We start from the raw sequence: 21,019 nt of genomic DNA on the forward strand, positions 1-21,019 counted from the left end.
GCCCCTCCCACCTCTGGACAGCTTCCAGCATACCGGTGTATCAATGGCACATCACCGATATATCAGTGGTGTATTAGCCCGGTCGAGGGAGAAGATGATGCACTACCTGCTGATGTTGAAGTCCGACGAGCACCCCGAACTGGGCCCGCCGCCCGCCGAGCTGATGGCCGCCATCGCCGAGCACGGCGCGGCCATGGCGCAGGCCGGGGTCCTGATCTCCACCGCCGGGCTGGCGCCCGCGCCGATGGGCCGCAGGCTCCGGCTGGAGGACGGCCGCACCACGCCCGTCCCGGCGCGCGAGCAGATCGACGCCTACGCCCTGATCAAGGCCGTCGGCGACGACGAGGCCGCCGACCTGGCCGGGCAGTTCCTGGCCCTGCACGCCAAGCACTGGCCCGGCTGGCAGGGCGAGGCCGAGGTCCGCGCGCTGTTCGGGGCGGAGGGCGCATGAGCGCCGCGGTGGCCGCCGCCGCCCCGGCACGGGAGCGGACCGGAGTCCTGTCGGCCTGCGGGATCGTCGCGGGCCCGATCTACGTCCTGGTCGCCGCGATCCAGGTCCTGACCCGCGAGGGCTTCGACCTCACCCGCCACCCGGTGAGCGTGCTCAGCAACGGCGACGCCGGCTGGATCCAGATCGCCAACTTCCTGGTGACCGGCGCGCTCACCCTCGCCTTCGCGGCCGGCCTGGCCCGGGCCGGCGAAGGCCGCTGGGCGCCGCGCCTGATCGCGCTCTACGGCCTCGGCGTCGTCGGCGCCGGGCTGTTCGCCGCCGACCCGATGGACGGCTTCCCGATCGGCGCCGACACCACGATCACCTGGCACGGCCTGGCGCACCTGGCCGTCGGCGGGATCGGCTTCCTCGGCCTGGTCGCCGCCTGCCTCGTGCTCGCGCGCGCGCACGCCGCGGCCGGGCGGCGCGGCTGGGCGGTCTACTCCGCGGTGACCGGCGTGGTGTTCCTGGCCGCCTTCCTCGGCATCGCCTCCGGCGCCCGGGTCCCCGGCCTCAACCTGGCCTTCGCCGCCGCGGTCGTGGCCGGCTGGACCTGGCTGTCGCTCACCGCCGCCCGGCTGCACCGCACGCGATGACCCTCACCACGAACCGGACCGTGGCGGGGCCGATCACCGGGACACGGGCGTGCCGCCCCGCGCCGGCTCCGGCGCGAGGCGGCCGGTCTCCGGCCCGAACGACAACGCCACCACGGTGACCGCGCTCAGCAGCGTCAGGTAGGCCGCCACCGGCCACCAGTGCCCCGACCAGGCCACCAGCGCCGTCGCCACGAACGGCAACAGCCCGCCGGCCAGCACCGAGCCCAGCTCACGGGCCCCGGCGAACCCCGAGAGCCGCGTGCCCGGCTCGAACAGCTCGGCGAAGTAGGCGGCCTGCGGGGCGAGCATCGCCGGGTACAGCACGCCGAGCCCCACCACGAAACCCAGCACGAGCAGCGCGGGCGACAGGCTCTGCACCAGCAGGAAGAACGGCGCCAGCCACACCGCCGAGGCGACCGCGCCCGCCGCGTACACCGGCCGCCGCCCCACCCGGTCCGAGAGCGCCGCCCACAGCGGCACCGCCGCCACCTGGACCGCCGCCGCGATCACCACCGCCAGCAGGGTCACCTGCCGCTCCACGCCGAGGACGTCCACGGCGTAGGCGACGCCGAACACCGGGAACAGGTAGGCGAAGGAGTTCTCCGCCAGCCGGGCCCCCACGACCACGGCGAAGGCGCGAGGCCGCTCCCGCAGCACCGCCAGGAGCGGAACCCGGACCGGCCGGACCGCCTCGGTGAACGCGGCGGGCTCGGCGACGCCCCGCCGGATGAACACCCCGGCCACCAGCAGCAGCGACCCGAGCAGGAACGGCACCCGCCACCCCCAGCTCTCGAAGTCCGCCGGTACGGCAGGCGGGGGCGGCCTCGCGCACCGGGGAGACGTCCAGCGCCCGCGCGTCCAGGTCGATCGTGACGAGGTCGCCGTCGGCCACCCCACCCAGCGGCCCGCCGTCGGCCGCCTCCGGCATGACCTGCCCGACCACCAGACCGTGGTTGAGCCCGGACAGCTCCCCGTCGGTCACCACGGCGACCTGCCCGGACAGCCCCGCGCCGTTGAGCGCGGCGACGAACCCGGCGGCGAACACCGTCCCCGGCCCGCCCCGCACGCCCAGCCCGCGCAGCACGATCACCTCGCCGGGCCGCAACCGCCCGGCGGCCAGCGCGTCGAGCGCGTCCTCCTCCGAGCCGAACACCCGGGCCGGCCCCTCGAACCGGCGGGCGGCCTCCGCCTTGACCCCGGCGAGCTTGACGATCGCCCCGTCGGGCGCGAGCGAGCCGCGCAGGATGGCCAGGCCGGGCGCGTGCCGTACCGGGTCGTGAGGTTCGCGGAGCACCACGCCGTCCGGCGGCCGGGCCACGGCGGCCAGCTCGCCGACGGTACGGCCGGAGACCGTGAGCGCGCCGCGGTGCAGCCGCGGCAGCAGCGCCCGCAGCACCGTGGCCACGCCGCCCGCCTCCTCCAGATCCCACACCTGGTGCGGGCCGTTGGGCCTGATCGCGGCGAGCTGGACGGCGTCGCGGCCCAGCCGCTCGACCAGCGCGACCACGTCGAGATCGAGCTCGGCCTCGGCGGCGACGGCGGCCAGATGCCGGACGCAGTTCACCGAGCCGCCCAGCGCCAGGGCGACCTCGACGGCGTTCCCGATCGCCTCGGCGGTGAGCACCCGGCGGGCGGTGAGCCCCTCGCCGATCATGGCGACGATCCGCGCCCCGGCCTCCTCCGCCCGCCGCCACATCGCCGCCGACCCGGCCCGCACTGGGGCCGAGCCCGGCATCGTCATGCCGAGCGCCTCGGCCAGGCAGTGCATCGTGTTGGCCGTCGCCAGCCCCGCGCACACCCCCGGCCCCTCGATCGCGGCGTCGGCCAGCTCGCCCAGCTCCTCCACGCTCATCGAACCGCCCGCCACCGCGCCCACCGACTCGTAGACGGTGTCGATGTCCACCGAGCAGCCGGCGAACGAGCCGCCGCGCTGGTAGCCGCCGACGACCACGATCGACGGCAGGTCGAGCCGGGCGGCGGCCATCAGGTGCGCGGGCGTGGTCTTGTCGCACGAGGACAGGAAGACGACCCCGTCCAGGACCGCGCCCTCGACCGCCGCCTCGACGTCGTTGACCACCAGGTCGCGCGAGGGCATCAGGTAGCGGGCGCCGCGGCCGGCGCTGGTGACGAAGTCGCTGGGCGCGGTGGTGCGGATCTCGAACGGCAGGCCGCCCGCCTGCCGTACGGCGGCGCAGACCCGGCGGGCCACCTCGTCGAGGTGACTGAAACAGACCGAAAGCTGGGAGGAGGTGTTGACCACGGCGACCTTGGGCCGCTCCTGGTCGGCGGGGCTGATGCCCATCGCGCTCCACTGCGCCCGCCGGACCGCCCAGAGGGTGCTGCCCGGCGTGAAGTTGCTGCGTAAGCCGTTGTCCATACCACTCCTCGCCGGTGGGGGCCGATGCCGGGAAATCCCGTCCTATAGAGGGGCCATCGGGGCCTCCGGTGTCAAGAACGACGGCGCCGGGAGCGATGAGTTCCGCCCCCGGCGCGGGTCTACCTGGATGACTGGCGCACCCCACCACCCAAGGAGACGGCGATGAACAACGACCCCGCACTGAAGGCCCTGGACCGGCTCGTCGGCACGTGGAAGATCAGCGGCGGCCACGAGGGCGTGGTCACCTACCGCTGGCTGAACGAGTACTTCCTGCGGCAGGACGTCCAGTTCGACGACGCCAGCGGCTTCGAGATCATCGGCAGGGAGCGGCGGCTGATGGCCGAGCCGAGCGCGGACCTGAAGTCGCGCTACTACGGCGACGACGGCAGCACCCTCGACTACACCTACGAGCTGGTGGGCGACACCCTCACCATCTGGGGCGGCGACCGCGGCTCGCCCGCCTACTACACCGGCACCTTCAGCGCCGACGGCCGCCAGCTCACCGGCGCCTGGGTCTACCCCGGCGGTGGCGGCTACGAGTCCAACGCCGAACGCGTGGAGTGACGGTTGTCTCACCCTGCGGTGGCCGAAGGTGGCTCCCGGGGCAGGAGTCGCCTCCCGTGACCGCGGGGACGATCGGGGCCATGGCAACCACATTCCAGCGGGACAAGGTGCGACTGGTCTTCGGCGCGATGGACGCCGACGGCGACGGGCTGCTGCGCGAGAGCGACTTCGACGCGCTCGCGCGGCGCTGGGCGCAGACGCGGGTGGCCGGCGACGAGGAACGGCTGACCGCGATCATGCGCGGCTGGTGGCGGCTGCTCGCCGCCCGCTCGCGCGACCCGGAGTCGGTCGCCATGGAGGACGTCCTGACCGTCGTCGACCTGCTCGGCCAGCTTCCTGACGAGGTCATCGGCACCGCCGAGGCCATGTTCGACGCCGTCGACGAGGACCGCGACGGCCGGATCTGCCCGGCGGAGTACCAGCGGATGATCGAGGCCTGGAACGGCCGGCCCACCGACACCACCGCCGCCTTCGCCCGCCTCGACCTCGACGGCGACGGCACCCTGTCGCGCCGCGAGTTCGCCCGGCACTGGAGCGAGTTCTGGGCCGGCGACGACCCGGACGCCCCCGGCTCGCACGTCTTCGGGCCGCCGCGCCCGCAGGAGTGACCGGGAGCCCCCGGTTGCCTGGTAACGGTTGAGGAACGGCTGGTGACCGCACGGTGGGCGGCGGTGGAGCATGGAGGGGTGACAGGGTTTCCCGTCAGGCACCGGTCCACCCCCCGGCAGGGGGCGTACGTGGCCCGGGCGCTCCGCGAACTCCGCCATTGGTCCGCCGTGGCGGTCCGCGAGACCCCCGACGGGGTCGCCGTCGCAGTCCAGGGGACCAGCATCCTCCGGACCAGCGGCCTCAACGAGATACGCCTCCGGCTGACCGCCCCGGTCATCCGGCGGCTCGAACCGCACCTGTGGGAGTCGGGCCAGGTGCACGCCTGCCCGGACCGCGCCTGGGTCGCCGTCCAGGTCGACACCGAACCGGGCATGGAACTCCTGCTGGCCCTGACCAGCGTCGCCATCCAAGCCCACGCCCACCCCTGACCCGCCCGCCCATCCCTCCGAGCCTGCGCCCGCCCATCCCTCCGGGCCTGCGCCCGACCCTCCCTCCGAGCCTGCGCCCGCACTCGGCCCCGGTCCGCCGCCCGCCCGGGGCCTGCTCCCATGCCTGGCCCGCCACCGGGTCGGCGCCCGCTCGGAGGACCCCTCCCTCCTGCCCGCCCCCGGCCAACGGGGGCACGGTGTGCGGGCCGTACCGGTGTGCGTGCCGTCGGGCGCACCCGGGGCTGCGGCCGGCCTGAGGGGGTGTCACCGGGGAGGTGTGGGCGCGGGTAGGGTCGGTGCGCAGTCGATCGCACGGGGGAGCCGATGGCACGTCACCACGTCGCGGCCGGGCTGGCCGGGGTGTTCCTGCTGGCGGGGTGCTCGGCCGGGTCGCCGGAGACGGGCGTGGTCATCCCCTCCGTCAACCCCGCGCCGCCCGGGGCCGCCGAGGTGACGCCCGGGCCGGAGCACGGCAGGCTGAAGACCGGGCCCAACCGGGGGACACTGCAGTCCGGCGGGGTCCAGCGCACCTACCTCCTGCAACGCCCCGCGACCGCGCCCGCCGCCACCGCCGCCACCGCCGCCACGACGACCGCGCCCGTCGCCACGACCGCGCCCGAAACCGGAACCGGACCTGGAACCGCGTCCCCGCCCCCGACCCCGACCGGGCCCGCGGGCTCGGTCGCGGCTACTGCCACCGAGGGTGCCCGCGTCCCGTTGGTCATCGCTCTGCACGGGCGGGGCGGGCACGCGCGGGGCATGCGGAAGGGCACCCGGCTGGGCCGTTTCGCCCGCGACATGCTGGTGGCCTACCCCCAGGGCCTCGACCGGCACTGGGACGACGGCCCCGGCCTGGCGCGCGACGTGCGCTTCCTGCGCGACCTCATCGACCACCTGGTCCGCCGAGAGGGGGCCGACCCGGCGCGGGTCTACCTGGCAGGGTTCTCCAACGGCGGCGGGATGGCCCTGCGCTTCGCCGCCGACCATCCCGAGCTCGTCCGGGGCGTGGTGGCGGTCGCCGCCCAGCTCCCGCCGGACATCACCCCGCGCGGCCCGGTGCCCGTGCTGCTCATCCACGGCGACCGCGACCCGCACCGCCCGCTCACCGCGCTGCCCTCACCAGGGCCGGGCCGTACGGCCAGCATCGGGGTGACGGCCACCGCCGAGGCCTTCGCCAAACCCGCCGGGGCACGCGCCGATACCGGGCGCGACCTGCCGGACAGGGACCCGCACGACGGCACCACCCTGCGCCGCACCCGCTGGGAGGGCGGCCGGGCACCGGTGGAGCTCCTCCTGGTGCGCGGCGGCGGCCACGCCTGGCCGGGCTGGGCGGGCTCCCCGCGCCTGTCCGCCAACGGCGTCAGCAGCCGCGAGCTCGACGCCGGGCGCCGGGCGATCGCCTTCTTCCGCATGACCGGCTGACCCCCGGCCTCGTCCCGCCTGACCCCAGGCCTCGTCCCGCCTGACCCCCGGCCTCGTACCGGCTCACCCCCGGCTCTGCCCCGGCCGGCGCTCCAGGCCCTGTCCCGGCCGGGCTTCAGCTCTCGTCCAAGGTGACGGTGCCCGCCGCGCCGTCCACCGTGATGAGCTGCCCCGTCCTGATCTCCCGGGTGGCGTCCCGCACGCAGATGACCGCCGGGATGCCGTACTCCCGCGCCACCGTGGGCCCGTGCGCCACCGGCGAGCCGGTCTCGGTGACCAGCGCCGCCGCGGTGAGGAACAGCGGCGTCCACCCCGGGTCGGTCGTGGGCGCGACCAGGATCTCGCCCGGCTCGATCCGCGCCCCCGCCGGGTCACGGATGACCCGCGCCCGCCCGGTGGCCCGCCCGGCCGCGCCGGCCATCCCGGTGAGCACGCCGTCGACCGCCGGGAGCGGCTCGACGACGGTCTCCAGGTCGGTCCCGTCGGACAGCAGCGCACCCGGCACCGAGTGCCTGCGCAGCTCCCGGCGGTACTCCGCCCGCCGTTCGGCGATCACCGCCCGGAGGTCGGCCCCGTCGTGCACGATCCGGCCGAGCTCGGCCAGGTCGACGAACATGACGTCGTCCGCCCGCTCCAGCAGGCCACGCGTGGCCAGGTCGGCGCCGATCGCCAGCAGTTGCTCGCGGGCCGCCCGCAACATCGGCAACCAGGCGAACTTGCCGATCTCCCGCAGCCCGGTGAGCTTGCGCGAGCGGCGCATCAGGAACCCCGCGACCCGCCCCCGCACCGGCCCCGCCCGGCGGGTCAGCGTGGTGATCATGCGGTCGGCCTTCGCCGCCGCGCGGGCGAAGCGGCGGTCGGGGCCCTGCTCGGGATCGGTCACCCGCAGGTAGTTGGCGATGGCCGCGAACAACGGCGCGGGGTCCTCGGCCCATCTCGGCATCCCGACGTCGATCTCGGCCGCGGCCCGCATGCCGTACCTGGCCAGGAAGCCGGTCAGCCCGATCTCGGGCAGGTCCCCGGCCAGGAAGCGGGCCGACAGCTCCTCGGGCGGCGTCTCCAGGAACAGCTCCCGGTGGGCGCGCGCGGCGACCGACACCCGCCACAGCGCCAGGTCCATGTCCGTGGTCACGTTGTACGGCATGCCGCCCAGCACCTCGCCGAGTTCCTCGTCCGAGGCGATCCCGTTGAGCAGCGCGGCGGAGGCGAGCCCGACGAGCAGGCCGGTGGTCAGCGGCCACATCAGGCCCTGCAGGGTCATGCTGGTCAGCGGCCGGTGGGAGTCCTCGACGATCCAGCGCAGCCGCTCGGCGGAGCCGGTGAGCCCGGCCGGGGGCCTGACGAGGTTCCGGATGCGGTGCACCGCCCGGTAGGCCCGGGCGCGGGCGTCGTCCGGCCGGAGGAGGCAGCGCGCCACACCCACCAGCCCGGCCGGGCCCAGCCGTACCGTCATCCGGATCGCGGTGCCGAGCCGGAAGGGCAGCCCGGCCCTGGGCGCGAAGCGGGGATCGTCCAGCATGCGCTCGACCGCGCGCTGCACCCGCGGGCCGTACGTCTCCAGCGAGGCCCCCAGGCCCGCGCGCGTGACCCGGCTGCGCAGGAAATCGGTGAGGTCCAGGTAGAGCCGCCCGCCGATGGGCACCAGGCGCGGCATCGGGTCGCGCCGGTCGACCTTCGCCCCCGCCGCCGCCAGCCACAGGCCCGCGCCCAGCTTGAGGATCGCCACCCCCATCGGCGTGGCCGGCCTGAGCATGCCCTGCAGGTGGCCGAACTCCAGGTAGAGCCGGGTGTCGCCGGTGCCGGGCGGCGCGGGGAAGAGCGTGGTGACCGGCCGTGACTGCAGCAGCCACAACGTGCCGTCCGCGTCGAAGGCCCACTCCACGTCCTGCGGCGTCCCGAAGCGGGCCTGCAGCCGCCACCCGGCCGCGCGCAGCCGTTCGAGCTGCCCGCCCGTCAGGCACCCCGCCGGTACGGCAGGCGCCCCCGCCCCCAGCACGTAGTGGTCGGGCACGACCGTGCCCTCGACGATCGCCGTCCCGAGGCCCGGCGCGGCGTCCACGACCGTCTCGGTGCGGCAGCCGGTGATCGGGTTGGCGGTGAACATCACCCCCGCCACCACGGGATCGACCATGCGCTGGACCACCACCGCCATCTCCGCGCCGGTGATCCCCGCGTTGGCCCGGTAGGCGCGCGCCCGCTCGCTGTCCAGCGACGCCCAGCACCGCTCTACCGCCGCCACCAGCGCCTGCTCGCCCTCGACGTCGAGGAAGGTCTCCTGCTGCCCGGCGAAGCTGGCCTCCGGCAGGTCCTCGGCGGTAGCGCTCGACCGCACCGCCACCCGCCCGCCGCCCAGCCGCCGGTAGGCGTCGAGCAGTTCGGGCTCGGGCACCTCCCCGGCCCGCCAGGCCTCGACGGTCAGGCAGAAGCCGTCCGGCACCCGCTCGCCCGCCGCGATTAGCTCGCCGAGCCCGGCGGCCTTGCCGCCCACCAGCTCGATCATGGTGGCCCGGACCTCGGACAGCGGCAGAACGCGCATCACATCCCCTTCCCGGGAGGATGTAGCCATTGGTAACCCCGCGAGCCCGGCTCGAAACGCGCCGGGGTCGCGGGGCGGGAGAGAGGCGCTAGTGGACGGCGCGGATCTCGGTCACCGTGAACGCGTCGTCGATGTGCTCGTTCTGGACCAGGAAGCCCACCACGCCCGCCACCGCCTCGGTCGCCGAGGCGGCCCGCACGTTGGCGCTCAGCAGGTAGACCAGCGGCGTGGACGGCTGGGTGAGCACGTAGTTGCGGTCGTGCCGGTGCACGTCCTGCAGCGCCCGGATCGGGACCGAGCGCTCGGTGGTGAACCACGCCGCCACCTCCCACGCCGGCAGCGCCGGGTCGGGGGAGGCCGAGGCGTGGTAGCAGACCACGCACCCGTTACCGGCGTGCTCGCCGTGCGGGCAGGTCCAGTGGGCGACGTCGGCCAGGCTGCGGTCGCGGCTGTTCACCACGATGGCCGACTCGACCACGCAGCGTCGCGCCGGACGGGGCGGGGGAGGGGAGTCGCTGATGGTGATCGGATCCCTTCGCGCCGACGTCTCGTCAGGTCAGAGCCTAGCCTGGCCCGGGGCGGCTTTCCGGTGTTGTACCCCTCCTGGGCCCTGTTGGGCGGGACGGCGCCGGTCCGGCCGGTCAGCGGTGCGAGACCACGTTCACCACGTGCCCGGCCGGGTCGCGCACGAAGAAGCGGCGCACGCCCCACGGCTCGTCGGTGAGCGGGTACACGATCTCCTCCCCGCGCTCCTGGGCCGCCGCGTGCACGGCGTCGACGTCCTCGACCTCGATGGAGAGCTCGGGCTGCAGGCCCTCGGGCCGTACCAGCGTGACCTGCGCGGTCGGGTTGGCCGGCGAGGCCACCGTCACCACCCAGCCCTGGTCCATGACCAGCTCGAAGCCCAGGAGTTCGGTGTAGAACCGGGCGGCGGCGGCCGGATCGCCGGCCGGCAGGTCGGGGACGACACGTCGGATGCTCATCACCCCATGATCGCCCCTCCGCCGGAGTCGTTTCGACCGGCCCCCCGCCTGGCCCATGCTCTGAGCGAGGAGGAGGAGCGCCGCACCCCCTGACGCCCCCGACCGCTGACCCGATGGCCGGGCGGCGTTCACCGGGGGTTCACGGCGGCTGCCTACGGTCGGAGAAGTGAGGCGGCGGGGACGGACGAGCGGGAGCCTGGCGCTCCGGGGCATGGTGGCGGCGGCGCTGGGGGCGGCGCCGGTGGGGTGTGACGCGGCGACGGGCTCGATCCTCGACCGGGACGAGCTGGTCGTGGCGGTCAAGGCGGACCAGCCGGGACTGGGCCTGAAGACCGGGTCCGGCGGCTTCGAGGGCTTCGAGGTGGACGTCGCCCGCTACATCGCCGACTACCTCGGCAAGCGGGTCTCCTTCGTGGCGACGACCTCGGAAGGCCGGGAGGACAAGCTGCGCGACGGGACCGCCGACCTGGTCATCGCGACCTACTCCATCAGCCCGCCGCGCAAGGAGCAGGTCACCTTCGCCGGGCCGTACTACGTGGCCAGGCAGGACATCCTCGTCCGGCGGGGCACCACGGCCATCAGGGACGTGCGCGACCTGGCCGGGCGGCGGCTGTGCCAGGCCTCGGGCTCGATCTCGACCTCGCGCATCGTCGAGGCGCGCGGGATCGCCGCGGTGCTGGTCCCGGCGAAGACCTACGGCGAGTGCGTGGAACTGCTGCGCCGGGGCGAGGTGGAGGCGGTCTCGACCGGCGACCTGATCCTGGCCGGTTACGCGGCCCGTGACCGGGACGCCTTCACCATCCTGAACGCCCCCTTCACCGAGGAGCGGTACGGCGTGGCCCTGCCGCTCGGCGACGTGGCCGGCTGCGAGGAGATCAACCGGGCGCTGACCGCGATGTATCAGAGCGGCGCGGTCAAGACGATGCTGCAGCGCCGGTTCGGCGCGAGCGGCCTCGATCTGACCAGGTTCGTGCCCCAGTTCGAGGGCTGCGAGTAAGGCCCTCCCGCGGCGGCGGCCATGGTCGCGCAGGCCAATCCGGCACCCGCACACTTTGCGTCTACGGACAAACTCCCTGGCTCGCGCCCCTGCCACCATGTCCGGCATGGAAGTCGCAGGCAGGTTGACCGAGCTGGTCGAGGCGTTGGTACGGCCGGGCGGACCCGGCCTCGCGGTGGGCGTCTACGCCGGCGGGGATCTGCTCTGCCACGCCGCGGCCGGCCTGGCGAGCGTGGAGTTCGGGGTGCCGGTCGACGAGCGGACCCGGTTCGACATCGCGTCGATGAGCAAGCAGTTCACCGCGGCCGCGGCGCTGCTGCTGTGCCGCGACGGCCGGCTTTCGCTCGGCGACGACATCCGCGAGCACCTGCCGGAGCTGAGGCTGGACGTGCCGGTGACGGTGGACCAGTGCCTGCGCCACACCGGCGGGCTGCGCGAATGGCTGGCCCTGGCCGAGCTGACCGGCCGGCCGCTGACCCGGATCACCCAGGGCCAGGCCCTGGCGCTGGTGGCCGGGCTGCGCGAGGTCAACTTCGCGCCCGGCACCGCCTTCAGCTACTCCAACACCGGCTACATCCTGGTGACCTCGATCATCGAGCGGATCACCGGCCGGACGCTGCGCGAGTTCACCGACGAGCGGATCTTCGGCCCGCTCGGCATGACCGCCACGCACTTCCGCGACGACAGCACCGAGCCCCTGCCGCGCTTCGCCTACGGCTATCAAGTCTCGGCGGACGGGCGGGTACGGCGGGCGGAGACGGAGGAGTGCGCGGTCGGCGACGGCATGATCGCGACCTGCGTCGCCGACCTCGGGCCGTGGTTCGGGTTCCTGCACGACGGGCGGGTGCTCGGCACGGACGTGCGGGACGCCCTGCTGGTGCGGTCGGGCACCGGGGAGGACGGCTTGCCCCGGCCGTACGCGCTGGGCCTGTCGCACTCGACGATCGCCGGCCGGCCGGCGATCGGGCACGCCGGCGGCGCGCCCGGTTACCGCTCGCAACTGCTCGTGCTGCCCGAGGAGGGCCTCGGCGTCGCGGTGCTGACCAACAACACCTCGATCGACCCCGGCCGGGCCGGCGCGCGGGCGCTGCGGCTGGCCGCCGGGCTGCCCCTGGAAGACCCGCCCGTCGAGGAGCACGCCGACCCGGCGGAGGCCGAGGCGCTGAGCGGCTACTGGATCGAGCCCCTGAGCGGCGACAGCTTCCGTGCCGAGGCCGACGGCGGCCGGCTCACGCTGAGCGGCGAGGAGGTCGCGGGCACCTACGTCCGCGCCGCCGACGGCGCCTGGCACGGGCTGGACGAGGCGGCCGGGCTCTGGCTGGAGCCTCGGGACGGCGCCCTGGTGGCCGGGCGGACCGACTTCCCCGGCCGGGGGCGCGCCCACCTCCCTGGCGCGGCCCCGGCCGAGGGATCCACGCTGCCGCCGGCCGTCTACCTCAGCCACGAGACCGGGGTGCTGGCCACGATCACCGAACGCGGCACCGCCGAGGTCGGGCTCAGCCTGGCCGAGCCGATCGAGCCCGCGCCCGGCGGCGGCTTCACCGCGGGACTGCTGCACCTGCGCCCCGACGGCGACGACCTGCTGATCAGCGCGCCCGGCGCCTACCGGCTCCGCTTCACCCGGCAGCCCGACGGCACCCGCCCGCTCGGCCTCCCACCGGGCCTGACCCGCGACACGCCCGGATCCACCTGACCCACACCCCAGCCGAGTCCACCCCCGATACGAGGCGATGTCCCATGCCACCCAAGCTCCGCAAGCTGACCGCCGGCGCGCTGGCCGGCGCTCTGCTCCTGACCGGCTGCGCCACCAACGGAGGCGCCAAGAGCGGCTCAGGCGGCAGTGCCGCCTCGCTCACCCTGGTCACCCCCTCCCCGCCGACGGTGCTCGACATCGCCCACGGCTTCAACACCCCCTCGACGCTGGTGCAGTTCGCGATCCTGGACACGCCGGTCACCCTCGGCGAGGACGGCTCCATCAAGCCGTCGCTGGCCGAGTCGTTCACCGAGCCGAAGCCCGGCACCTACGTCTTCAAGCTGCGTCCCGGCGTGCGCTTCTCCGACGGCACCCCGGTCACCGCCGAGGACGTCGCCTACTCCCTGGAACGCCACCTCGACCCCGAGCTCGCCTCCCAGGCCGCCAGCACGGTCATCACCGTGAAGAAGGTCGAGGTCACCGCGCCCGACCAGGTGACCGTCGAGCTGAAGTCGCCGAACCCGACCTTCCTCGCCAACGCCGCGCTGATCTGGCAGATCGTGCCGAAGAAGCTGGCCGAGGCCAACCCGCAGACGCTGGGCACCCCCGAGGTCCCGACGCTGGGCACCGGCCCGTACAAGGTGACCGCGTTCACCGTCGACGGAGTCACCCTGGAGCGCAACGACCAGTACTGGGGTCCGAAGGCCACGCTCGACCGGGTCAAGGTCACCGCCATCGGCGAGCCGGAGGCCATGCGGCTGGCGGTCTCGTCCGGGTCGGTGGACGGCACCACGCTCATCCCGCCGCAGGAGGCGCGCAAGTGGGAGGGCATGAAGGGGGTCGACGTCCGCTTCTACCCGGGCAACGCCATCGCCTTCCTGTCCCTCAACGTCAAGGACAAGTACCTGCGCGACGTGCACGTCCGGCGGGCCATCGCGCACGCCGTCAACCGCACCGCGGTCCAGCAGCTCGCCGTCGGCGGCAAGGCCGCCCCCGCGCGCACCATCCTGCCGCAGCCGCAGCTCAAGGCCCTGTACGGCGAGCAGTACGAGCAGGTGGTCGCCGGCCTGCCGGACTACCCCTACGACCTGGCCGCCGCCAAGGCCGAGCTGGCCAAGTCGGCCTACCCCGACGGTTTCACCCTCACCGTCCCCTACGCCAGCGACGACAAGCGCGTGGACGCGCTGCAGGCCGTCGCCGCCGACCTCGGCAAGATCGGCATCAAGGTGGATCTCAAGCCGCTGCCGCCGGACGCCGCGCGGGCCCAGCGGATGCGCCACCAGGACCTCACGATGGGCCTGTCCGAGCTGTCCTACGGCACGCCCGACCCGGGCGAGGTGCTGCCCGACCTGCTCGGCGAGGTCGCGGCCCAGCCGCAGGGCTTCAACTTCGCGCAGTACACCACGCCCGAGATGGAAGCCAAGATCAACACGATGCTGGGGCTGACCGGCAAGGCGCGGCAGGACGCGGTGACGGAGATCATCACCCTGGCCGCCGAAGAGCAGCCCTATATTCCGCTTTACTACGCGCAGTATGGTGTTGCACTAAATGAGAAGTTTGTCCACTCCATTGGTCCGTGGACGGTCAACGCCATCGGCGCCATCAAGGTGAGGTAGCGGATGGTCTTCGCGAGGGTGGCCACCCGGCGGCTGGGCGCGGTCGTCGTCCTGCTCCTGGTGTTGTCCGTGCTCACCTACGGCCTGCTCGCCCTCGCCCCGGGCGGGCCCGAGCAGGCCCTGCTCGGCGAACGGGCCTCCACCCCGGAGACCCGGGCCGCCATCCGCCTGCAGTACCACCTGGACGAGCCGTTCCCGGTGCGCTACTGGTACTGGCTGAGCGGCGCGCTGGGCGGCGACTTCGGTAACTCCGTCTACTTCCGCCAGCCGGTGCTGTCGGTGATCGGCGAGCGGTTGCCGGTCACCACCACGCTGGCCGGGTTCGCCATCGTGCTGACCCTGGCGGTCGGCATCCCCGCCGGGCTGGCCGCCGGACTGCGCCGCGGCAGCGCGATCGACCGAGGCGTCACCTTCGGCACGCTGGTGTCGCTGGCCTTCCCGCCCTTCGGCATCGCCCTGATCCTGCTCTACACCTTCGGCGTCGCCCTGCGGTGGCTGCCGATCTACGGCTCCGACCAGGTCGCCAACTACGTCCTGCCGGCCATCGCGCTGGCGCTCGGGCAGGCGGCCGTGGTGGTCCGGCAGACCAGGGCCGCGGCGCTGGACGTGGGCGGCCAGGACTACGTGACCTTCGCCAGGGCGCGCGGCCTGTCCAGGCTGCGCGTCTGGGGCAGCTACTCGCTGCGCAACGCCGCCCTGCCGGTGATGACCGTCGCCGGGCTGCTGGCCGCGGCCAACCTGACCGGCGCGGTCTTCGTGGAGCAGGCCTTCAGCCTCCCCGGCCTGGGCAGCCTGCTCGTCCAGGCCGTCAACCAGAAGGACATCCCCTTGGTCCAGGCCCTCGTCCTGCTCGGCGGCGCCGTGGTGATCGCGGTGAACCTGCTGGTGGACCTGCTCTACATGGTGATCGACCCCCGGGTCCGGCACGGGGCGGCGGCATGAGGGCCGTCCTGCGGAAGGGCTGGGGGCCCAGCGTGGCGGTCCTGGCCCTGCTCGCGCTCATCACGCTGGCCGGGCCGTGGCTCGCGCCCTACGACCCGGGCGCGCACGACGTCGACCTCGGCGCGGTCGGGCCCTCCGCCCAGCACCTGCTCGGCACCGACAACCTCGGCCGCGACGTGCTGTCGCGGCTGCTGGCCGGCACCCGCACCGCGCTGATCGGCCCGGTGCTGATCGCCCTCGGCACCACGCTGCTCGGCACCACCCTCGGCCTGCTGGCCGGCTACCGGCGCGGCTGGCTGGACGCGGTCCTGATGCGGCTGACCGACCTGATGTTCGCCCTGCCGGGGCTGCTCATCCTCATCGTGGTCGTCGGCGTCGCGGGCGGCTCCTACGCCACGGCGGTGCTGGCGCTCATCGTGCTGGGCGCGCCGGCCGACATCCGGGTGATCCGCAGCCTGGCGCTCAGCCAGCGCGAGCTCGCCTACGTCGACGCCGCCCGCACGCTGGGCCTGAGCGGGCGGCGGATCATGTTCAGGCACCTGCTGCCCAACCTCGGGCCGACGGTGACCGCCAACCTCCTGCTCAGCTTCGTCTTCGCGCTCATCGCCCTGTCCGGGCTCTCCTTCCTGGGCATCGGCCTGCCCGCGGGCACCCCCGACTGGGGGCTGATGATCGCGGAGAACCGCACCATCCTCGACCTCAACCCGTGGGCCGCGGTGGCGCCCACCCTGCTGATCACCATCACCGCGGTCGCCGCCACGATCCTCGGTGACCGCGTCTTCGAGAGGCTCAGCGCATGACCGCCGACCTGCCCGCGGGCCTGCCCGCCGACCCGTCCGACGAGCTGCCTCCCGGCGTGCTGCTCAGCGTGCGCGGCCTCGGGGTCGGGCTGGGCGGGCGGCCGATCGTGGACGGCGTCGACCTGACCGTGGGCGCGGGGGAGACCGTGGGCCTGGTCGGGGAGTCGGGCAGCGGCAAGTCGCTCACCGCCCGCGCGGTCGCCGGCCTGCTCCCGCCCGGCCTCACCGCCACCGGCTCCATCCGGCTGGCCGCACCCGCCGGACGGCCTGGTCCGCCTGTTGAGCTGGCCGGAGCCCCCGAACGGGTGCTGCGCAAGATCCGCGGCCGCCGCATCGGCCTGCTCATGCAGGACCCCTTCGCCATGCTCAACCCCCTGCTCACCGCCGGGGCACACCTGGCCGAGACGCTGCCCAGGCCCGCCCGCGGCGAGGTCACCCAGCGGCTGGCCGAGGTCGGCATCACCGACCCGGACGTGGCCCGCCGCTACCCCTTCCAGCTCTCCGGCGGCATGCGCCAGCGCGTCGCCATCGCCGCCGCCCTGGCCGGCGACCCCGAACTGCTCATCGCCGACGAGCCCACCACGGCCCTCGACGCCACCATCCAGCACGAGATCATGCAGCTCCTGGCCCGTATCCAGGCCGCGCGCGGCATGGCGGTGCTGCTGATCACCCACGACCTGCGCGTCGCCTTCGAGCTGTGCGACCGCGTCCAGGTCATGTACGCCGGGCGGGTGCTGGAGACCGGCTCCGCCAAGGCGCTGGCCACCGGGCCGAGCCACCCCTACACCCTGGGCCTGATCAACGCCCTGCCCGCGGTGGAACGCACCGCCGTACGCCTGGAGGGCATCCCGGGGTCGGTCCCCAGGGCCGCGGACGTGGCCGGGCAGTGCGCCTTCGCCGAGCGTTGCGCGCAACGCCGCGACGACTGCCTCACCGCGCGCCCGCCGCTGCGTCCGGCCGGCGCGGGCCGGCTCACCGCCTGCCTGCACGAGGTCGTCCCCCGCCCGGTCGCCTCCGCCCCCGAGGGCCCGGCCGCCGCCGCGCGCGAACCCTCCGCCCAGCCGCTGCTGCTGGTCGAAGGGCTGCGCAAGCAGTACGGCACAGCAGTCGCCCTGGCCGGCGTCGACCTGCGGATCGAACCCGGCGAGCGGCTCGGCCTGGTGGGGGAGTCGGGCTCCGGCAAGACCACCCTGGCCCGCTGCCTGCTCGGCCTGACCGAGCCCAGCGGCGGCCGGATCACCTTCCAGCCGCCCGGCACCCCGCGCCACCGCGTCGTGCAGTGCGTCTTCCAGGACCCCTCCACCTCGCTCAACCCCGCGATGCCGGTCGGCGCCACCCTCGCCGAGGCCTCAGGCCGGGCGGCGCCGGGCGAGCGACGGCCGCCCGGCGAGCTGCTGGAGCTGGTCGGCCTGCCCGCCGCCTACGCCACGCTGCGCCCGCACCGGCTGAGCGGCGGCGAGAAGCAGCGCGTGGCCATCGCCCGCGCGCTGGCCGTCCGCCCCGAGCTGCTCATCTGCGACGAGCCGACCGCCTCGCTGGACGTCTCGGTGCAGGCGCACATCCTGGAACTGCTGCGCACGGTCAGCGCCGAGCTCGGCACGGCCCTGCTGTTCGTCACGCACGACCTGGCCGTGGTCCGCCAGATCACCGACCGCATCGTGGTGCTGCTGCACGGCCGGGTGGTCGAGAGCGGCCCCACCGCCGCGGTCCTCGACTCGCCGGACCACGACTACACCCGACGGCTGGTGGCCTCCGTGCCCCCGGCCCCGGCCCTCACCGGGAGAGACGCATGCACGAGCTGATCCTGACCGGCGGTCAGGTCCACGACGGCTTCGGCAACCCGCCGGTCACCGCCGACGTCGCCGTCTCCGGCGGCCGGGTCACCGCCGTCGGCACCGGCCTCGGACCGGCCCGGCGCACCCTCGACGCCGACGGCCTGGTGGTCGCCCCCGGCTTCCTCGACCCGCACAGCCACTCCGACGCCGTGCCGTTCCTGCCGGAGGCGCAGCCGTTCAAGCTGTACCAGGGGGTGACCACCGAGATCGTCGGCAACTGCGGCTTCACCATGGCCCCGACCGACCCGGCCACCGCCGGGCTCGCCCCGATCAGCATCGGCGCCCGGACCTTCGCCACCTTCGGCGACTACCTCGACGCCGCCGAGGCCGCCGGGCCGAGCAACCACCTGGCCGCCCTGGTCGGGCACAACACCCTGCGGCTGGCCGCGGCCGGCATGGCGCGCGAGCTGCCGCCGGGCGCGCTGGAACGCATGTGCGCGCTGGCCGAGGAGGCCTTCGAGGCCGGAGCCGTCGGCCTGTCCAGCGGGCTGGAGTACGTGCCCGGCGCCTACGCCGGACGCGCGGAGCTCATCGCGCTGGCCCGGGTGGCCCGCCGGCACGGCGGCGTCTACGCCACGCACAGCCGCAGCGAGAGCGAGGGCCTGGCCGGCGCGCTGGACGAGGCGATCGACGTGGCCCGCGCCGCCGGGATCCGGCTCCAGGTCTCGCACTGCAAGGCCTCCGGCCGGGCCGTGCACGGCGGCTCCGCCCTGATCCTGGGCAAGCTGGCCGCGGCCCGGCGGCAGGGCGTGGACGTGCGCGGCGACCTCTACCCCTACCAGGCGTTCTGCACCGGGCTGGCGGCCATGCTGCCGCCCGAGGCGTGGGAGGGCGGCGTCGAGGCGATGCGCGCGCGGCTGGCCGACCCCGCCACCCGCGCCGCGCTGCGCGCCACCGCCGAGGACCCGGCCAACGGCACCTCGGTCGGCCTGTGGCGCGAGGTGCACCCCGAGGACGTGCAGATCCTGGAGCACACCGACCCGGCGGTGGCCGGGCTGCGGCTGGCCCAGGTCCTGGACGGGCGCGAGCCGTGGGACGCCCTGTGCGACCTGCTGATCGCCGACCCGCACGCGTACGCGGTCTGCCACACCATGCACGAGGACGACGTCCTGGCGATCATGGCCGATCCGCTCATCGCCATCGGCTCCGACAGCGGCGAGCCGTACGGGCCCAACCATCCGCGCACCTTCGGCACCTTCCCCCGCTTCCTCGGCCGCTACGTGCGCGAGCGGAAGGTGACCGGGCTGGCCGAGGCGATCCGCAAGGTCACCTCCGCCACCGCCACCCAGTTCGGCCTCACCGACCGCGGCTGGCTCGGCCCCGGCGCCGCAGCCGACCTGGTCGCCTTCGACCCGGACACGATCGGCCACGCCGGCGGCTACGACAACCCGTCGGTGCGTCCCACCGGCGTGGTGCACGTCCTGCTGGAGGGCGAGCCCGTGCTCACCGGCGGCGAGTTCGGCGGGCTGCGGCGAGGCCGCGTCATCAGGCCGGGCCGGCGATGAACCCCGGCGGCATCACGCTGGGCGTGCTCCTGGACAGCCTGGGCGCCGACCTGCTGCGCCCCCTGGCCCTGCCGCGCGGGCGCGAGGTGGCGATCGGCGCGGCCCGCATCCACGACCCCGACGAGAGCGGGACCGGGCTGGCCGACGCGGTGCTGCTGGTCCCCGGCCGGCCCACCGCCGAACTCCTGGACTGGGCGGCCGGGCACCGGATCGCCGCGGTGGTGCTGCGCGCCGGCGCGGGCGACCCCGAGACGCTGGCCGCCGCCGCGGAGCGCGTGGGAGTCGGCGTGCTGCAGTGCCCGGCCGAAGCCGGCTGGGGCCGCCTCTACACCCTGATCAACACCCTGCACGCGATCACCGGCCCGGCCACCGAACCGGACGGGCGCTACCCGGCCGACCTGTTCGCCCTGGCCAACGACCTGGCCGTGCGCGCGGGCGGCGCGGTGGCGATCGAGGACCTGTCGATGCGGGTCCTGGCCTACTCCACCATCCCCGGCCAGGAGGTGGACGACATGCGCCGCGACGGCATCCTCGGCCGCCGCGTGCCCGACCACCCCGCGCACGTCGAGGAGTACGCCCTGGTCATGCGCTCCGAGGTCGCGGTCTGGAGCTACGAGCCCCGCGAGTACCGGCCCCGCCTGGCCATCGCGGTCCGCGACCGCGGCGAGGCCCTGGGCAGCATCTGGGTGCTCCTCGGCGACCAGCCGCTGGCCCCGGACGCCGCCGAGGTGCTCGTCGAGGGCGCCCGGCTGGCCGCCCCGCACCTGGCGCGGGCCAACCTGGCCGCCGACCACGACCGGCGGCTGCGCGCCGAACGCCTCACCCGTCTGCTGGGCGGCGTCGGCTCGGCCAAGGAACTGGCCGACTCCCTCGGCCTGGTCTCCGACGCCCCCGCTACCGTCATCGTGGTCGGCCGCGCCGGCGACCACCCGCCGGGCGTCTCCGCCGAGTCGGCCGCCGCCTACGTCGGCGACCTGCTCAGGACCGGCCTCGGCGCCTACCGGCTGCGCGCCGCCGCCGGGGCGCGCGACGCGCAGGCGGTCGTGGTGGTCGGCGCCACCGCCGACGCGCCCGTGCTGGAGCCGATCATCGCCACCGTGCTGGCCCGCGCCCGCGACCAGCTCGGCGGCGAGTGGCGGGCCGGGTTCAGCCGGCCCCAGGCCGACCTGTCCGACGTGCCCGCCGCCCTGGAACAGGCCCGCCAGGCCCTCGACGTGGTCTGCGGCCCGTTCGGCGGCGGCGCGATCGGCCGGCACGAACGCCTGGCCGCCTCGCTCTTCCTGCTCGACGCCTTCCGCGCCATGCGCTTCCGGCCCTCGCTGGAGGCCGAGCCGCTCTCGCTCGTCCTGGAACACGACGCCAGGCACGGCACCGACTACGTCCGGACGCTGCGCTGCTGGATCGCCGCCGGCTACGACATCCCGCGCGCGGCCGAGGCGCTCGTGCTGCACCCCAACACCTTGCGCCACCGGCTGCGCCGGCTGGCCGAGGTGCTCGACCTCGACGACCCCGACCTGCGCCTGGCGCTGGCCCTGCAGCTCCGGCTGCAGGAGATCAGCACAATGTCGGCCGACTAACTTGGGTCGCGCGGCCAACGGCCTGCGCGGCCCCCGCCGAAAGACTCTA

Annotated in this window: 18 protein-coding genes and 1 pseudogene; 14 read left to right on the forward strand and 5 right to left on the reverse strand. The window is 74.9% G+C overall.

Going from position 1 to position 21,019, the window contains the following annotated elements; genetic code table 11:
• Positions 1–94 precede the first annotated feature (94 nt).
• The gene (locus tag AB0I67_RS20155; protein ID WP_357925511.1) at positions 95–451 is read left to right on the forward strand and encodes a hypothetical protein; all 357 of its coding nucleotides are present in this window, start codon (positions 95–97) and stop codon (positions 449–451) included.
• Entirely contained in the window at positions 448–1,086 is a 639-nt protein-coding gene (locus AB0I67_RS20160) for a DUF998 domain-containing protein (RefSeq protein WP_357925514.1), read from the forward strand. Before AB0I67_RS20155 ends, AB0I67_RS20160 begins: the two co-directional genes overlap by 4 nt.
• Positions 1,087–1,119: 33 nt before the next feature.
• On the opposite strand, the gene AB0I67_RS20165 is transcribed toward AB0I67_RS20160, so the two are convergent.
• Entirely contained in the window at positions 1,120–1,983 is an 864-nt protein-coding gene (locus AB0I67_RS20165) for an MFS transporter (protein WP_357925644.1), read from the reverse strand.
• Positions 1,934–3,463: pseudogene (locus AB0I67_RS20170) on the reverse strand (dihydroxy-acid dehydratase); the annotation flags it as partial. The pseudogene AB0I67_RS20170 and the gene AB0I67_RS20165, both read right to left, overlap by 50 nt.
• A 162-nt stretch (positions 3,464–3,625) precedes the next feature.
• On the opposite strand from AB0I67_RS20170, the gene AB0I67_RS20175 reads away from it, so the two are divergent.
• The 4 genes from AB0I67_RS20175 to AB0I67_RS20190 all read left to right on the forward strand — a co-directional run bounded on the left by AB0I67_RS20175 (position 3,626) and on the right by AB0I67_RS20190 (position 6,486).
• Positions 3,626–4,027 (forward strand): hypothetical protein, encoded by a 402-nt coding sequence (locus tag AB0I67_RS20175; protein WP_357925517.1) that lies wholly within the window; start codon positions 3,626–3,628, stop codon positions 4,025–4,027.
• An 80-nt stretch (positions 4,028–4,107) separates the two neighbouring features.
• The gene (locus AB0I67_RS20180) at positions 4,108–4,635 is read left to right on the forward strand and encodes an EF-hand domain-containing protein (RefSeq protein WP_357925519.1); all 528 of its coding nucleotides are present in this window, start codon (positions 4,108–4,110) and stop codon (positions 4,633–4,635) included.
• Positions 4,636–4,713: 78 nt separating this feature from the next.
• Entirely contained in the window at positions 4,714–5,064 is a 351-nt protein-coding gene (locus AB0I67_RS20185; protein ID WP_357925521.1) for a luciferase family protein, read from the forward strand.
• Positions 5,065–5,388: 324 nt separating this feature from the next.
• Entirely contained in the window at positions 5,389–6,486 is a 1,098-nt protein-coding gene (locus AB0I67_RS20190) for an alpha/beta fold hydrolase (RefSeq protein WP_357925524.1), read from the forward strand.
• Positions 6,487–6,601: 115 nt separating this feature from the next.
• Here the strand turns inward: AB0I67_RS20190 and AB0I67_RS20195 are convergent, their stop codons facing one another.
• From AB0I67_RS20195 to AB0I67_RS20205, 3 genes are all read right to left on the reverse strand, one after another.
• A complete protein-coding gene (locus tag AB0I67_RS20195) occupies positions 6,602–9,022 on the reverse strand; it encodes a PEP/pyruvate-binding domain-containing protein (protein ID WP_357925527.1) in 2,421 nt (806 codons plus the stop codon).
• 88 nt (positions 9,023–9,110) lie between these two features.
• Positions 9,111–9,500 (reverse strand): hypothetical protein, encoded by a 390-nt coding sequence (locus AB0I67_RS20200; protein ID WP_357925529.1) that lies wholly within the window; start codon positions 9,498–9,500, stop codon positions 9,111–9,113.
• A gap of 163 nt (positions 9,501–9,663) precedes the next feature.
• The gene (locus AB0I67_RS20205) at positions 9,664–10,005 is read right to left on the reverse strand and encodes a VOC family protein (RefSeq protein WP_357925532.1); all 342 of its coding nucleotides are present in this window, start codon (positions 10,003–10,005) and stop codon (positions 9,664–9,666) included.
• A 166-nt stretch (positions 10,006–10,171) separates the two neighbouring features.
• Here AB0I67_RS20205 and AB0I67_RS20210 point away from each other — a divergent pair, with 166 nt between their 5' ends.
• The 8 genes from AB0I67_RS20210 (at position 10,172) to AB0I67_RS20245 (ending at position 20,970) form a co-directional block, all read left to right on the forward strand.
• Positions 10,172–11,002 carry a glutamate ABC transporter substrate-binding protein gene (locus AB0I67_RS20210; RefSeq protein WP_357925535.1) on the forward strand — a complete coding sequence of 277 codons (831 nt, stop codon included), beginning with the start codon at positions 10,172–10,174 and terminating at the stop codon, positions 11,000–11,002.
• A 106-nt stretch (positions 11,003–11,108) separates the two neighbouring features.
• Positions 11,109–12,695: a serine hydrolase domain-containing protein gene (locus AB0I67_RS20215; RefSeq protein ID WP_357925536.1), complete on the forward strand. Its 1,587-nt coding sequence runs from the start codon at positions 11,109–11,111 to the stop codon at positions 12,693–12,695.
• A 44-nt stretch (positions 12,696–12,739) separates the two neighbouring features.
• Positions 12,740–14,311, forward strand: coding sequence for an ABC transporter substrate-binding protein (locus tag AB0I67_RS20220; RefSeq protein WP_357925538.1), 1,572 nt, complete (start codon positions 12,740–12,742; stop codon positions 14,309–14,311).
• A 3-nt stretch (positions 14,312–14,314) separates the two neighbouring features.
• A complete protein-coding gene (locus tag AB0I67_RS20225) occupies positions 14,315–15,253 on the forward strand; it encodes an ABC transporter permease (protein ID WP_357925540.1) in 939 nt (312 codons plus the stop codon).
• The gene (locus AB0I67_RS20230) at positions 15,250–16,053 is read left to right on the forward strand and encodes an ABC transporter permease (protein WP_357925542.1); all 804 of its coding nucleotides are present in this window, start codon (positions 15,250–15,252) and stop codon (positions 16,051–16,053) included. The genes AB0I67_RS20225 and AB0I67_RS20230 overlap by 4 nt, the downstream gene beginning before the upstream one ends.
• Positions 16,050–17,855, forward strand: a complete 1,806-nt coding sequence (locus AB0I67_RS20235) for an ABC transporter ATP-binding protein (protein WP_357925544.1) — start codon at positions 16,050–16,052, stop codon at positions 17,853–17,855. The genes AB0I67_RS20230 and AB0I67_RS20235 overlap by 4 nt, the downstream gene beginning before the upstream one ends.
• Entirely contained in the window at positions 17,843–19,393 is a 1,551-nt protein-coding gene (locus tag AB0I67_RS20240; protein ID WP_357925547.1) for a D-aminoacylase, read from the forward strand. The genes AB0I67_RS20235 and AB0I67_RS20240 overlap by 13 nt, the downstream gene beginning before the upstream one ends.
• A complete protein-coding gene (locus AB0I67_RS20245; RefSeq protein WP_357925549.1) occupies positions 19,390–20,970 on the forward strand; it encodes a helix-turn-helix domain-containing protein in 1,581 nt (526 codons plus the stop codon). The genes AB0I67_RS20240 and AB0I67_RS20245 overlap by 4 nt, the downstream gene beginning before the upstream one ends.
• Positions 20,971–21,019: the final 49 nt, after the last annotated feature.

This window comes from Nonomuraea sp. NPDC050310 (genome assembly GCF_040655795.1).
Lineage (GTDB): Bacteria > Actinomycetota > Actinomycetes > Streptosporangiales > Streptosporangiaceae > Nonomuraea.